Consider the following 14,032-nt stretch of genomic DNA (forward strand, 5'->3'; position numbering starts at 1 on the left):
TGCCTGAAAGATGCGGGAGTTTTGGCGCAGGCCCAGTCGCCACAGAGCCGGTTTGACCTCAAGGCTATAGCGGGTACGGCGAAAGCCGCTGTCCCCTTGGGCAAACTCGCTCACCACCCCGCACACCCTGCGCTGCAACTCGCCGTTGTACCACACCATGAGCTCGCAGGGCTGGTCCAGCACGGCGCCAAAGTCGACATCGGGCTGGCTGCTGGCCAGCTCAAGGCGCAGGTTGAACGGCCGGTTCAGCCCCTCGTCCAGCTGGAAACTCGCCACGACGAAGGTGCTCTCGGGCAACGCCCCCACCTTGACGGTAAATTGCAATCCGGTGCTTTGTGCCATGATCTGCTCCTTATCCTGCCTGTCCGCTGCCGGATCCAATCACGACGCCACCGCAATCTACCGCCGTACCGGTTACGGCGATGGGTTTGCCGTTGACCAGCACCGAGCCAACCCCACCGGCAATGGCGCGGGGATGAGGCGGGTTGTTGGGCTTGTCGTGAGGCTCCAGCGGATCGCCCTGGCGGGCTACCGGTTTACCATCGAGGAACACATCGGGACTGGCCGCGCTGACCGGTGAGGGGTGAAAACCGTCGTGGTCGGTGCCAATGTCACCGAGCAGTGCGATAGTCGGGCACATAGTGATTCTCCATATGAGCGGGGATAACGGGTCTGCGCCCTATCCCCACGCCCCTCACACAACAGCAACAGGCTGTAGCGGCAAGCACGGGGCAAAACAGGCTGCGTCGTGGCAGCACAGAGTGTGCCACTCCAAACATTCAATATTTTTTAAATAAAATCAGTGCATTATGCACCAACAGCCGATGCGGCAAGCGATTAGGCTGCAAGGTATTGCGCAGAAATGGCAACCTGACTACAAAAGGTTGCCTTTCTGGTTATTCTCACTTTTTTGTGCGCAAAATATTGCGCACAGCAACACTATCAACTACCAAGATCACCCTGCTGCAGCTGATAGAGGCGGATGTTGAGCGCTTTCAGATCGCTCTCCAGCCCCTTCAACTCGGCGGCGGTGATGGGCTCCTGCGAAGCCTTCTTCGCCTCCAGCTCGCTCAGACGCAGACTGAATGGCGTCTCCTGCATCAGGTTTTTCTGCACCTCATAGAGCTGGGATTTGAGATAGGAGATGGTCACCGTCTTGCGTTGACGCTCCAGCTCCTGCAACTGGTCGATCAGCGCATCGACACCGGCACGGGCATCAAGGTAGGTGGGAATGGTGTTGTTATTGCTCCCCTGCCCCACCAGCGCGTTCTGCCACTGCTTGTCCAGCGCCTTGACCGCCAGCGAATCGGGATAGAGCATCTGCAACGAGTTGCGCAGCCCTTCGCCATAGCGATACCAGTAGAGCGGCGAGGTCTGTTCCAGCCGGTCCAGCTGGGCCTGATAGCGCGCCACCAGCTCGCTCTCCATCCCTTGCACCGCCTGCTCCCCCAGCACGATGCGGGCCTGACGGATATCGTCATAGCTGAGCACGCGCGGCAACTCGGCCGCCGGCTGCTGCAGGCGCTGCATCGCAATCACCTTCTCCTGCTGCTGGTGCTGCCAGCCCAGCCATGCCATGACCGGCAGGGCGCAGCTGAGCAGGCCACAGCCAAACCAGAACCAGGCCGGACGCTGTTTGCGATGCTGCTCGATCTTGAGCACAGTCGGCTTGACCTGCCCCTTCTCGCGCCCCACCAGAATGCTGCCCTGCGGCAGAGCGGGAGCAACCGATGCCATCGGCGTTCCGTGCTCGTGATCCATATCCGATTTGAAGAAGACCATCGGCGGGATCTGCATATCCTCCTTGAGACCCGGTTCGTCGGAGACGATGACGATCTCGGTCTCGTCAAAGAGGTGGGTATAGCCCTCGATAAAGTGGATCAGGTTTTCGACCCGGGGAATGCGGCTCAGACCCGCGTTGTGCAGCTTTTCGCTGATGAGTTGCAGCGCCCGCTCGCAGCGGTAGATCAGCCGCTTGTCCTCATGGCTGATCTGATACTGGCGAATCACGTCGCTGATGCGGGCGATAAACCAGTCCAGCATCTCGATGCGGGCCCGCTCCTGATGAACCGGCGGCCAGAAGCTATCCCACTGGGTGACGATAAGGTTGGCAAGAAACTCGCACCCTTCGGTAAAACCGCTCAGTCCCTGAAGGCGAGAGCGGGCCAGGGTGAAGTAGATGGCGGTCTGCAGATCGACGCCATGTTTTTCGAAGATCTGGCTGGCGAGATGGTGGATCAGGGCCCAGTCCACTTCGGGACGTGAGGCGTGACTGAGCTTGTTGATCTCGGCGCGCAGCGCTTCGTACTCCGGCAACATTCTGGGGTCACGCCCCACTTTGAGCGCCTGCTGGCCTTGTTGATTCTGTGACATATCGGCTTCCAACGGATGAAGGGGGCACAAGGTGCCCCCGACCTAATCAATAGAGGGATTCGGGCAATCTGAACTGGCTGAACAGGCCGCCGGTGAAGGGGTTCTGGGCACTGTCGGTATAGACCCGATAGGTCATGGCCCCCTGATCCACCGGGAAGCGCACATCGAAGGTGGCGTCACTCACCTGGGTCAGCTCGCCCTTGTCCATCAGGCGGAACATGGCCCAGGGCCCGACGAAGCCTTCGCTGCGCGGTGAACGCTCGCGAGCTGCCGGCACCAGAGTGATCTTGCTCTCGGCCCCGTCACGCATGGTGTTGGGCCACACCAGCGGCACCTTGGTGCGACGACCGTGGGCATACTCCAGCAACTGGCCATCCAGATTCAGCACGCTGCGCCGCTTGTTGGCGGTCAGCTCGATGGGCTCGAGAGCAAACTGCACCTCCAGATTGCCTTGCGGGCTGAAGAAGATCTGACGGATGCGCGCCGCGCGATCCAGCTGCTTGACCAGCTCGGCCTGGATGGGGGAGCTGAGTTCACCCTCCATCAGTCCGCCCTCGACCATCGGCTTGAGATTGACCTGATAGAAGCTGTCCAGGGTGCCGCCCGGGGCAAAGAAGCGCTCCATCTCGGAGAGCGGCACATCCTTGGCAGAGCTAGGGTTGAACGGATAGCGATCCGCCAACTGGCTGTTGAACGGGGTCAGCACCTTCTCCTGCCACTCCTGATTGAGGGAGGACATGGCCAAATCGATCACCAGATGGGAGGTCTGCTCGGAGAGCTGGCCAACCCAGCGGTTGAGCGGCTCGGGCAGACCACGGGCATACTGCTCGAGGGCAAATACGGGGTCGGCGTACTTGTTGGTCAGGCGCAGTTGCACCGCCTTCAGGGCCGATTGACCCGGCTCGGTCGCGTTGACGATGAGCTCCAGATAGTGTTGCAGATCAACCAGCTTCTGATTCACCTCGGAGATGAGCGGCCCCTGTTCGCCACGGCCACTGAGCGCCGCGTTGGTCGTCATGAAGGGACGCCCGATCCGTGCCGTAATGGCCTGACCGGGATCCCCCTCCACATCGGAGATCTTGCGAATGCGGGTGTTGTCATCCAGCGAGGCGAGTACCCGCTGGAACGGCTGATCGTTGCCGGTGATGGCCGAGAGCACATCGAGTGCCTGCTCCGGGCTCTCCAGAGGCTGCACATCCAGATTGGTCAGCAGTTTCTGCCACTGGTTGACGTAGTCGGTGACATAACGGTCATTGACCTGACGGGTGATCTCCTTGCGATCCGCCTCGCTCAGCTGGCTCAGCTTGCGCTGGCCAAGAACCCAGGCATCCATGGCGGTCAGGTCGAGCAGCGCCTTGTCCTGCTTGAGGAAGAAGTCGCTGAAACCGGGCCAGGTCAGCAGGCGCGGCACCTGACCGGCGCTCTCGTTGCGCAGGGTAAACACGGTGTCGAAAGTGGGGCCCACCTCGTCACGCACGTTGAGATCCGGCGGCAGCACATCGCCCGCCTTCACCACCAGATTCTGGTAAACCCGCTGATACATGGGCAGTTTGCCCAGTTCACGCTGGGCGCCGTAGACCGGCTCCTTGAAGGGCGCAAAGGCGGTAATGGCGGCCTGATCACGAGCGGCGCGAGCGGCATGCCAGTCGGTATGATCGAGGGCGTAGTTGAGGTGACCCATCAACTGCTCCTGCAACGCTCCCTGCCCCGGGAACGCCTTCTGCCAGCGGCTCGCCATATACTGGGCCACCAGATCCTTGTTGCGACCGGAGGCGTCATCCAGCATCCGCATCACCCGCAGGATGGCGAGCTTCTCCTCGCTGCCCGCCGGTGCACGGTCGAGATCTTCCAGCAGCCCCTGCATCTGGGCCGGCAGGAAACGCTGGCTCAGCAGTTGCAGGTAAGAGCCTTCCACATAGGGGCCGATCTCGTCCCCCTGATAGAGGCCAAGATCGGCCACCACCGGCATCCGCTCACGGTAGTTGCCAAAGGAGAAGGTCGCCTCGCGAATAAGGTTGAGACGCGGCAGCTGGCTCACGCCAAACGCCTCTTCATCGGCCACCTCGTTGGTGGCCATAAAGGCCTGCGCCTTGGTAAGCACGTTGCGACCGGCCTCCTCGTTGACCCGGTAGAAGTAGTGCCAGCCACCGATGAGGGCTGCCGAGAAGAGCGACAAGCAGCTGAGGCCGATAGCCATGCGGCGGCGGCGATAGAGGGTATGCAGCCGGTTCTCGCCCGCCAGATGGGCCTCGGGGAAAATGATGGAGGAGAAGAGCTTGCGCACGAAATAGGTGTTGGACTCCCCGCGCAGCGCAGAGTGAATGGGCTCGGGCAGGTTGTAGCGGCGGGAGGCCGCCTGGGCAAATGCATCGAACGGCACCCCCTGCTGATAGACGGAGCTGACATAGACACCGCGCACCAGCAGCGGCTTGCTCTCTTCGATGGCCAGGGTCTCGGCAAGCAGCTCGGTCACATACTCCTTGAGGCCCGCCAGCTGGCGAACAAAGGAGAAGAGCGCACTGCGGCGGCTGGCATCCAGCCCGGCCAGCATCAGTGCCGGCAGGTTGCGGTTGAGGTTGTCGACCCACTCGTCCCAGAAGAGGGAGAGATCATCCTGCCACCCCTTGCCCTGACGCTCGTCCGGCTTGAAGGTCACCCCGAGCACTGCCTCGCGGGCCTCTTTGTCGAGCTGCTCATAAACCACGTCAAACCCGCGCAGCAGGTCGAGCTTGGTAAAAGTGACATAGAGCGGCAAGCGGGTATTCATGGTGGCCGACAGCTCCTGCAGACGGGAGCGCATCAGCTGGGCATAGGCCTTGCGTTCGGCCACGCTGGCGTGGGATAGCCAGGCCAGATCCACCGTCAGCACCAGCCCGTTGAGGGGCTGGCGACGACGATGTTCATTGAGCCAGCCGAGCAGGTGCAGCCAGAGCCGCTCGTGCTTGCGCGCCAGCGGCTCCTGCTCGCCATCGGGTTGGGACAAAAGCTCACCAGCGGGATCCAGCATCACCGCCTGCTCTCCCAGCCAGCAATCGACCAGCTGATCCTGCGCCACCTCACGCAGCTCGGTGTCGAGTCTCGGGTTGAGCTTGTTGGCCGGGTTGGCGCGGTGGATCAGGCTGCTCTTGCCACTGCCGGGCAGGCCCAGCACCAGATACCAGGGCATGGCATAGAGCGCCCCCTTGCCCAGATGCTCGCCAAGGGTTGCCAGCCAGCGGTCAAGAAAGAGCGCCTGGCGATCGAGGATCCCCTTGACCGGATCCTGCTCCAGCACCAGCTCATGGTTCCGCTCGGCCTTGAGTTGCTGCATCTTGCGCCATACGCGCCAGGAGACAACACCCAGCAGCAGCCAGAGCCAGAGCAGGGTGAACACCACCCGCCCCCACAGCGGCTCGAAGGGGCGAGCGTCGCGGATCTCGATGCGGGGGCCCAGCCACCACACCAGGATCAGGGCGACAACCCAGAGCACCGCACCGAGCAGAGGCCAGGAGGGTTTCAGTTTCGGCAGCTGTTGCTGCAGAAAGGTAACTATGGTTTTGAACATAAGATTGTGATTCAACTCCGACTCAATGACTCATTTCGACACTCATTGCGCCAAGGCGGTCGCATGACGTTCCAGACGGCTCACCAGCCCCGGTTCCCATTGCGACAGTCCCAGACGGGTGGCCTCTTGCCACAAGTGCTGGTAGTGCTGGCGAGCCAGCGAATTCATGCCTTCCTGTTCCAATAACTCCGCCTGCACCAGTTGTGCATGGAAGCGGGCTCTGGGCTCTTTCAGTTGCGCCATCCGCTCATCAAGCAGGGCGAGCGCCGCAGCAACCCCCTGCTCGCCATGGCGCAGAGCCACCTCTTCGGCCAGAGAGCAACCCCCTTGCCCGTCACTGCTCCCCCCCTTGGCTGGTTGCAACCAGCGGCTGCACTCGGCCGACAGAAAGGGGGTGCCGTCGCTGAAGGTGAGCTCCCGCAGCGTCGGCAGACGCTGCAAGAAGGTATCCAGCTCCTGCATGATGGCCTGCGCCACCGTGCCAAAGCCGATCTTCTGCGCCACCATGGCCGAGAGCATGTGCCCGTCAAACCAGTAGGGCGCCAGCGTCAGGCTCTGCTCGATCCGCTGCCAGAGCCCCTGATCGGCGGCGTTCATGGCGGCGCGATACTCATCCACCATGTCAACCGACATGGGCGCAAGCTGGGTCTTGTTGCCCTGCGCCGTCATGGGAGGCGTCGTGATACCGGCCCAGATAGCGTGGCGACGCAGGCGATAGCCCACTGCGGCCTCCGGCTGACGCTCGATAAGGAGCTCCGCCACCTTGAGCTGGGTCTGGCGCCAAGCCCGATCGTTGGAGCTGTCGATCTCCACCGCCGGACGCGAGCTCGCACTCCCCTGCGCAGCACTCGAGGTAGTGACGGGAATGCCGGACACAGCGGCACCTGGCGCCACGGCCGCGCTGCTTTGCGGCGCGCCAGCCTCATCGGCCTGCGCCTGTGCCACCTGCTGGCGCTGGGCCCGTTTCAGTCCCATCACCAGCGGGTCGAGCAACTCCCCCTTGTCGGGACACAGCGCCAGCCACACCGCCTCCAGCTGTTCGGCGCGAGCCAGCAAACCGGCCAGCTCCGCCGCCGAGGCGCTCTCCGATACCCGTGGCAATACCCCTTCAAAACGCTTGACGATCTGCACCATCAATCGCTGTTTCTGGGTGGCGTTGCCGGGCCAGGCGAGCGACCAGTAGTCGCGGATCCAGCACTCCAGCAGCAGGATTGCCGTCCCCATGGGGGTCGCCTTGGCCGGATGCTGCAGGCAGCGCAGCAACTGGGCCAGCACCCGCATATCCTTGGTCTTGCTCTCCAGCAGCACGAGGCACGCCTCGGCTACCGCATTGAGATCGACCTGGCTGTGGGCCAGCGAGCCCAGCTTGACCAGCTCGGTCTCGACATAATCCCAGCGCGGCTCGTCAGCAGGCACGGCCCCCTTCACCAGTTCGACAGAGAGAGGGGTCAGCAGGCGTGCACACCAAGGGTGTTGATAGCTCATTGCGCCCCCTTACCAGCGACACTGCTGGCGCACGGGCTGCAGTGCCTCCTTGAGACCGCTGAGATCCACCCGCAGGATGGCGCCGTTGTCGGCCTGCACCTGCAGCTCGCGAGCCCCGATCCAGCGCTTGAGCTCCTCGATGGCGGGCAAGCCGCGGCCATACTCGAGCAGCAGCCCCTGATCCCGGACAAACCAGCTCTGCGACTGGCGACTTGGCTCACCATCCAGGGCTATCTGCACCCGCTCCCCCACCCAGGGGTTATCGAGCCGCAGCCGGATATGGGTGATGCTGTTGACGCAACCGATAGCCAGAGTGGCACCGCGCAGGGCAGGACGGGTCAGGGTGACGCTGCCACCCGCTTCATCCAGCAGTGGCAGAAAAGGGGGACTGTCAGGCTGACGCCCCTGCTCCTGGGTCAGGATCGCCTGCCAGGCAGGGGAGCGTGAGACCGCCCCCTCTTGACTCCCGAGCACATCTTTCCCGATGGCGTCATAGCAGGCCAGGCGCACCAAGGGCGACGGTTCGCGCCGGCACGCCTGCAATTGGGCCAACTCCGGGGATGGCTGCGCCGCACTGCTGGCCAGCAGCAGCGGCACCAATGCGAGCAGGCTCATCAGCTCACCTCCAGTTTCTGGCACTTGTGATCCAGGGTGCGCTTGGGGATATTGAGGCTCTCCGCCACCAGCATCCGGTTGCCCTGGAAGTAGCGCAGGCGCGCTTCGATCACCGAGGCTTCGTACTGCTGCATGGCGCGGCGCAGATCGCGGATGTGGTTGTAGTCATCCAGTGCGCCGGGCAGCTCGACGCAGACTCGCTCGCGCAGCTCTGGCGGCAGTGCCTCCAGCCCCACCTCCTCGCCATGGTTGGTATGGGCACAGGCGACCTCCAGCAGGTTGCGCAGCTCGCGCACATTGCCCGGGAAGTCATAGGTTTGCAGCTGCTTCAAAAACTTGCGCTGCAACCCTGCCAGCGCCTTGCCATCCTGAGCGGCAAACTGGGCCATGAAGTGCTGGCAGAGCAGCGGTACATCTTCCATATGTTCGCGCAACGGTGCGATCAGCAGCAGGCACTGGCAGAGGCGGTGGTAGAGGTCGGCACGGAACTGCCCCTCCTCCACATGGCGAGTGAGCGGCTGATGGGTGGCGGCGATGAGACGAAAGTCAGACTGACGCTCCTGCTCGGCGCCAAGCGGCCGGTAGCTGCGGGTTTCCAGTACCCTGAGCAACTTGGCCTGCATGGCGGCAGGCATGTCGCCCACTTCATCCAGAAAGAGGGTGCCGCCATTCGCCTGTTCGACCAGCCCGCTCTTGTTGCTGAGCGCGCCGGAGAAGGCCCCCTTCTGATAACCAAACAGCTCGCTCTCGATGAGGTTCTCCGGAATGGCGGCACAGTTGATGGCCACAAAGGGCTTGTGAGCCCGGTCTGAGCACTGGTGCACCAGCCGCGCGACCACCTCCTTGCCACTGCCGGTCTCCCCCTGAATGAGGACGGTCAGCTTGTGGCGGCCCGCCTGAGCGATCTGCTCGCGCAGACCGCAGATCACCGCCGATTGGCCGATCAACTGCTCGCCCAGCAGTTTCTCGTGCTGGCGCAGACGATCCTCTTCACCCTTTATCTGGCGCAGGGAGTCGCGCAGCACGCTCTGATCCCGGCGGCTGCGCCCCAGATCGCGAATAAGGGTGAGCTGGTTGCAAAAGACCTGCGCCAGACTGGCAAGCTCGGGCCCCTCGGCCCACTCCTGCAATACCTCGCCCCGATCGAGCAGGGCCAGCACGGCAAACGGCTTGCCCTTGCCATCCATCAGCGGGAACGCGTGCAGCCCGCACTGCTGGCCCAGATTGGCCAGCAGTGCGCGGAAACCGGCGTGCTCGATGCGGGCACCGCCATAGAGGGAGTCCCAGGTACGGGACTGCGCCTTGTGCAGCACATAGGCGAGCGGATGGGAGAAGTCATCCACCGCCAGCCCCAGCGCCACCTCCTGCCCCTTGACCCAGCCTTTGCATTCGAGCTGGCGACCGCTCACATCCAGCATGCCAAGCAGGATCCCTTTTGGCTGAAAGCTGGCATGGAGGGTCGAGCTCCACCAGTGGCAAAGGTGGGCTTCGTCGCGCTGCTCGGTAAGCGCGAGGGCGAATGCGAGGGCTTGTTCCATGGTCAGCCCTCCACCTCGGCCACGAACTGGTGATCGACCACAGAGAAGCGAACCCGGTTGATGGGCTCACCGGCCGAGAGACGCTGCAGCAGTTGCAGGGAGACCGGCGGCAACAGGGCGCCATCGATGACCGATTCGAGCATGCGTGCACCGTTCTCGCTGCGGTTGGCCCGCAGCAGGATCTCTTCGGCCACCTCGCCATCGAGCTCCACCTCGGCACCGAAACGCGCCTTGAGCAGCTTGACCAGCCGGTTGAGCTTGCCACCCACGATCTGCACCAGGGTGTCGTGACCGAGCGGCAGATAAGGGATCACCTCCATCCGCGCCAGCAGCGCCGGCTTGAAGAAGGCTGCGAGCTCCGGATAGAGGGCATCCAGCAGCACGTCGGGCTGCTCGGCATGCTCGACGATGGTCTGGAAACCGAGGTTGGAGGTAAGGAAAAAGACCACGTTCTTGCAGTCGATGATCCGCCCTTCCCCATCCGCCAGCTCGCCCTTGTCGAACGCCTGATAGAAGAGGTTGAGCACATCCGGGTGCGCTTTTTCCACCTCATCCAGCAGCACCACGGAGTAGGGTTTCTGACGAATGGCTTCGGTCAGCACGCCACCCTCGCCAAAGCCGACATAGCCGGGAGGCGAACCGATCAGACGGGAAACCGTGTGTTTCTCCTGATACTCGGACATGTTGATGGTGGTCAGATACTGGCGGCCGCCGAACATCAGCTCGGCAATCTGCAGCACGGTTTCGGTCTTGCCGACCCCGCTTGGCCCCACCAGCAGGAAGGCCCCCAGCGGACGGCCGGGACGACGCAGATCGGCGCGGGCGGTCAGCAGGTGCTTGTGCAGGTGGGCCACCGCCACATCCTGCCCCTTGATGAGCTCGCCAAGGTACTCCGGCAGACGGGTGACCACATCGAGCTCCCCTTGGGAGATGCGATTGAGCGGTACCCCGGTCCACTCGGCGATGACGGCTGCAATCTGGGTCTTGTCGACATGGGCGGAGACCAGTACCTCTCCCTGCTGCAGGTCGGCCAGCTCGCTCTCGAGGGTGGCCAGCTGCTCGGCAGCCGCTTGCGGATCGAGGGGCGCATCGGCGAGATCCAGCGCCTCTCTGGCCAGCATCTCATCCTGCTGATCGGCCAGGAGAGCGGCACGCAGCTCGATAATCCGGTGAACCAGACCCTGCTGCTGCTGCCAGCGGGACTCCTGCTCCGCCAGCGATTCGCGGCAACGCAGCTGCTCCTCTTGCAGCTCGGCGAGGCGTTCTTCGTTGTCACCCAACCCGATCAGGCGCTGGCGCTCCAGCTGGCGGATCTCCAGCTCGCGCTGACGCAGCTCGTTTTGCAGGTGGCTGACGGCGCGCGGCGGGGTGGTGAGGTTGATGGCAACCCGGGCACAGGCGGTATCGAGCACGTCGATCGCCTTGTCCGGCAACTGACGGCCGGAGATGTAACGGGCCGAGAGCTGGGCAGCTGCTTGCAGGGCTTCCTCGTCGATCAGCACCCCGTGGGCCTTCTCGTAGATGCTGCGCAGGCCGCGCAGGATCACCGTGGCCTCATCGGCATTCGGTTCGCTCACCTTGACCAGCTGGAAGCGACGGGAGAGCGCCGCATCCTTCTCGACATACTTTTTGTACTCGCTCCAGGTGGTAGCGGCGATGGTGCGCAGCTCACCACGGGCCAGCGCCGGCTTGATCAGGTTGGAGACATCCATGCCGCCAGCCTGGTTGCCGGCACCGATCAGGGTGTGGGCCTCGTCGATAAAAAGGATGACCGGACGCACCGACTCCTTGACCTCCTGCATCACCCCCTTGAAGCGCTTCTCGAACTCCCCCTTGACCGAGGCGCCCGCCTGCATGGCACCAAGATCCAGCGTCATCAGCTCGACCCCGCGCAGCTTCTCGGGCACCTGACCCGCCACGATGCGCAGGGCCAACCCCTCGATCAGGGCGCTTTTACCGACGCCCGCCTCGCCCACCACGATGGGGTTGTTTTTGCGGCGACGGGAGAGGATGTCGATCATCAGATCGATCTCGTGATCCCGGCAGAGTACGGGATCGAGCGAACCCTGACGGGCCTGTTCGGTCACATTGACGGTAAAGCGGGCCAGCAGGGTGGCGTCGGTCGGCAGTGCCGCCGGTGCCGTGTTGCCATTGGCCGGATTGGTCACCGGCGTCTCGGCGGACTCCTTGACCCACTCGTCGAACTGCTGGCGCAGCAGCTCGCGATTGACGTTGGCCAGCAAACGGGTCACCGAACCGGACAAATAGCGCTGCGGGGTCATCAACAGCACCAGCAGCATGACGCCGCTACGCAGCTGGGCGTGTTGCATCTCGGCGGAGGCGAGCAGCCAGCTGTCTTGCAGCCACTCGACCAGCAGCGGCGAGAAGGAGGGATAACCCTGGCCATAGCCGTTGTCGGCAGCCGCCGGTTGCAGCAGAGTTTTGAGCTCCTCCACTTCCACGTCGGCGCGTTTGAAGATGAGACGGACATCGCTGAGCGGCGTATCCAGCATCTTGAGCAGCAGATGCTCGATGCGGATCTCGGCTCCCTGATGGTTGACACAGAGGGCCGCGGCCTCCTCCAGCATGTGACGGCAGATAGGGTTGAGTCTTTCCACCAGTACTGGCAGTTCTATACGGATCAAGGCGTGCTCTCCTTAGTACTTATTTTAATAATTCGCCCAGTTGACGAAGTACGTCCTGGGTCTGGTTATTGAGTTGGTGGTGATAGAGGCCAAAGATGATGGCCAGGATCAGCGCCCCTCCCATGAACAGGGTGCGCAGGGAGACCTGCTTGCGCAGCTGGTAGCGAGCCGCCTGCCGACCGAGGTCCAGGTGAAACACGCTGGGTGCCTCGCCGCTGCTCTCGGGGGCGAGCTGTTTGTGCAGCTGGCGGACGATGCGCTCGAACTCCTCGCGCCCCTGGCTCATCACCTTGTAACGCCCCTCAAACCCGAGACAGAGGCAGAGATAGATAAACTCCAGAATGTCGCGGTAACGTTCCGGATCCTCCTGCAGGCGGGCCAGCAGCACGAACACCTTCTCGCCACCCCAGGTCTCGTTGTGGAAACGGGTCAACAGCGAATGTTCCGACCACTCGCTCTGGCTGCCCCAGTCACGGCCCATCACGGCCTCATCGATGAAGGTGCAGAGGATGTAGCGAAACGAGAGGACGACCCCGTTCTCGTAACCCTGAGCCATCAACTCCTGCTCGATGGCCTGGATTTCGGTCACCACCTGCTGATAGAGCTCGGGCACCCGATCGTAACGCGACAGCAGGCGCACCCGCTGCACCAGCCCCAGCAAGGGGGTCACCGCATCGATCATCGGGTTGATGCTCTGGCCACGCAGGCGGAACCAGTAGTCCGAATCCATGTCCAGCTGCTCGGCATGATCGAACAGCAGGTCGCTGAGTTGCTCGTTCTTGATAATGTCCGTGGTCATCTCTGCTTGTTTCCTTGGTGCGATCACTGGCTACGAATGGCCCAGAGCTGCATGTCGAGCTCGGGGAAATCGCCGGCGATGTGGAAGGCGAGCGTGTTGCCCACTGCCAGCATCTGCCAGGCCGGGCTCTGACGGTCGAGCTGGAAGTAGCTGTAACCGGCGTGGTAGGGCAGCTGGCGCGGCGCCACCGGCAGCGGCAGCAGCGGAATCCCCGGCAGCTGCAGGCTGATGAGCTCGCGGATCTTGTCGCTGGAGGCCACCTTGGTCTGCTGCAGCAGCTGTTTGCGCAGCTGCTCCTGCGGCATACGGGCACGCACTGCCAGCACGAAGTCGGCACTCTGCATCAGCTCGCTCTCGCTCACCATGGCCACCATGATGCCGTACTGGTGCTTGCGCAGCTGGATGGAGACGGCACGCGGCGACAGCACGGTACTGAGTGCCTGACGCAGGGCCAGCATCACCGGCTCGAAGCTCACCTGCTGATCGTCGTGACGATAGGCGGGGAACTCGGGGGGCAGACGGGACTCGTCGGTAAAGGTCATCAGCTCGCCGCACAGCTGCACCAGCGCCTCATGCAGCCGCTCGGGGTGCAGGGTGCCAAGTCGCGCCAGATGGGAGAGCTGGGGCTGGGCGCGGTTGAGCAGCTGCAGCATCATGAACTCGGCCACATCGGCGACCCCCTGCTGCCCCGGCGCCGCGATGCGCTGGGAGAGGCTGCGAGCACGCTCGGCCACAAGGCCAGCCGACTCGCCGAGGAAGCGCTTGAGGGTCGGGATGGCAGAGACGCTGATGCTGCAGGGCATGAAGTTGGGATCCAGCACCAGACCGCCGTCCGGACGTTTGTCAAGAATGCGGGCAATGGCCAGGGAGGCGTAGGCACTGCGATCCTCCCGCTCCAGCATCAGGCGCAGGCTGACCCGCCCCACCTCGAGGGAGACCACGTCCCCCCCTTCGCTGTGCAGGTCTCGCACATCGTGGCGATGGGCCTGCAGTCGGGTAGCGACCTGACCACCCTGCCCCACCTCGTTGACCC

10 protein-coding genes are annotated in these 14,032 nt (G+C 63.2%); all 10 read right to left on the reverse strand.

All coding sequences use genetic code 11. The features are described from left to right. On the reverse strand, positions 1-342 hold a 342-nt coding region (locus tag AACS24_RS21770), incomplete at its 3' end, for a contractile injection system protein, VgrG/Pvc8 family (RefSeq protein WP_258223055.1). 10 nt (positions 343-352) lie between these two features. Next, positions 353-640, reverse strand: a complete 288-nt coding sequence (locus AACS24_RS02100; protein WP_033114654.1) for a type VI secretion system PAAR protein — start codon at positions 638-640, stop codon at positions 353-355. A gap of 302 nt (positions 641-942) precedes the next feature. Then, on the reverse strand, positions 943-2,373 hold the full coding sequence (locus AACS24_RS02105; RefSeq protein ID WP_108572213.1) for a VasL domain-containing protein: 1,431 nt from the start codon (positions 2,371-2,373) through the stop codon (positions 943-945). A gap of 46 nt (positions 2,374-2,419) precedes the next feature. Then, positions 2,420-5,917: a type VI secretion system membrane subunit TssM gene (gene tssM / locus AACS24_RS02110; RefSeq protein WP_108572214.1), complete on the reverse strand. Its 3,498-nt coding sequence runs from the start codon at positions 5,915-5,917 to the stop codon at positions 2,420-2,422. A gap of 42 nt (positions 5,918-5,959) precedes the next feature. Further along, positions 5,960-7,402, reverse strand: coding sequence for a type VI secretion system protein TssA (gene tssA / locus AACS24_RS02115; RefSeq protein WP_108572215.1), 1,443 nt, complete (start codon positions 7,400-7,402; stop codon positions 5,960-5,962). Between the two features lie 9 nt (positions 7,403-7,411). Further along, on the reverse strand, positions 7,412-8,017 hold the full coding sequence (gene vasI / locus AACS24_RS02120) for a type VI secretion system-associated protein VasI (protein ID WP_108572216.1): 606 nt from the start codon (positions 8,015-8,017) through the stop codon (positions 7,412-7,414). Then, a complete protein-coding gene (locus AACS24_RS02125; protein ID WP_108572217.1) occupies positions 8,017-9,555 on the reverse strand; it encodes a sigma-54 interaction domain-containing protein in 1,539 nt (512 codons plus the stop codon). Before AACS24_RS02125 ends, vasI begins: the two co-directional genes overlap by 1 nt. A gap of 2 nt (positions 9,556-9,557) precedes the next feature. Next, entirely contained in the window at positions 9,558-12,200 is a 2,643-nt protein-coding gene (gene tssH, locus AACS24_RS02130; protein ID WP_108572218.1) for a type VI secretion system ATPase TssH, read from the reverse strand. A 19-nt stretch (positions 12,201-12,219) separates the two neighbouring features. After that, positions 12,220-12,999 carry a type IVB secretion system protein IcmH/DotU gene (icmH, locus tag AACS24_RS02135; RefSeq protein WP_033114647.1) on the reverse strand — a complete coding sequence of 260 codons (780 nt, stop codon included), beginning with the start codon at positions 12,997-12,999 and terminating at the stop codon, positions 12,220-12,222. Positions 13,000-13,022: 23 nt separating this feature from the next. Further along, positions 13,023-14,032, reverse strand: a 1,010-nt coding sequence (tssK, locus tag AACS24_RS02140; RefSeq protein ID WP_108572219.1) for a type VI secretion system baseplate subunit TssK, incomplete at its 5' end; no start/stop codon positions are given.

The sequence above is a fragment of the Aeromonas sp. HMWF016 genome, from assembly GCF_963878195.1.
Classification (GTDB): Bacteria; Pseudomonadota; Gammaproteobacteria; order Enterobacterales; family Aeromonadaceae; genus Aeromonas; species Aeromonas lacus.

Coding starts and splice junctions, on each gene's coding strand:
- icmH (WP_033114647.1), bottom strand. CDS start 12,999: ATGACCACGGACATTATCAAGAACGAGCAACTCAGCGACCTGCTGTTC.
- tssA (WP_108572215.1), bottom strand. CDS start 7,402: ATGAGCTATCAACACCCTTGGTGTGCACGCCTGCTGACCCCTCTCTCT.
- tssM (WP_108572214.1), bottom strand. CDS start 5,917: ATGTTCAAAACCATAGTTACCTTTCTGCAGCAACAGCTGCCGAAACTG.
- AACS24_RS02100 (WP_033114654.1), bottom strand. CDS start 640: ATGTGCCCGACTATCGCACTGCTCGGTGACATTGGCACCGACCACGAC.
- AACS24_RS02105 (WP_108572213.1), bottom strand. CDS start 2,373: ATGTCACAGAATCAACAAGGCCAGCAGGCGCTCAAAGTGGGGCGTGAC.
- vasI (WP_108572216.1), bottom strand. CDS start 8,017: ATGAGCCTGCTCGCATTGGTGCCGCTGCTGCTGGCCAGCAGTGCGGCG.
- AACS24_RS02125 (WP_108572217.1), bottom strand. CDS start 9,555: ATGGAACAAGCCCTCGCATTCGCCCTCGCGCTTACCGAGCAGCGCGAC.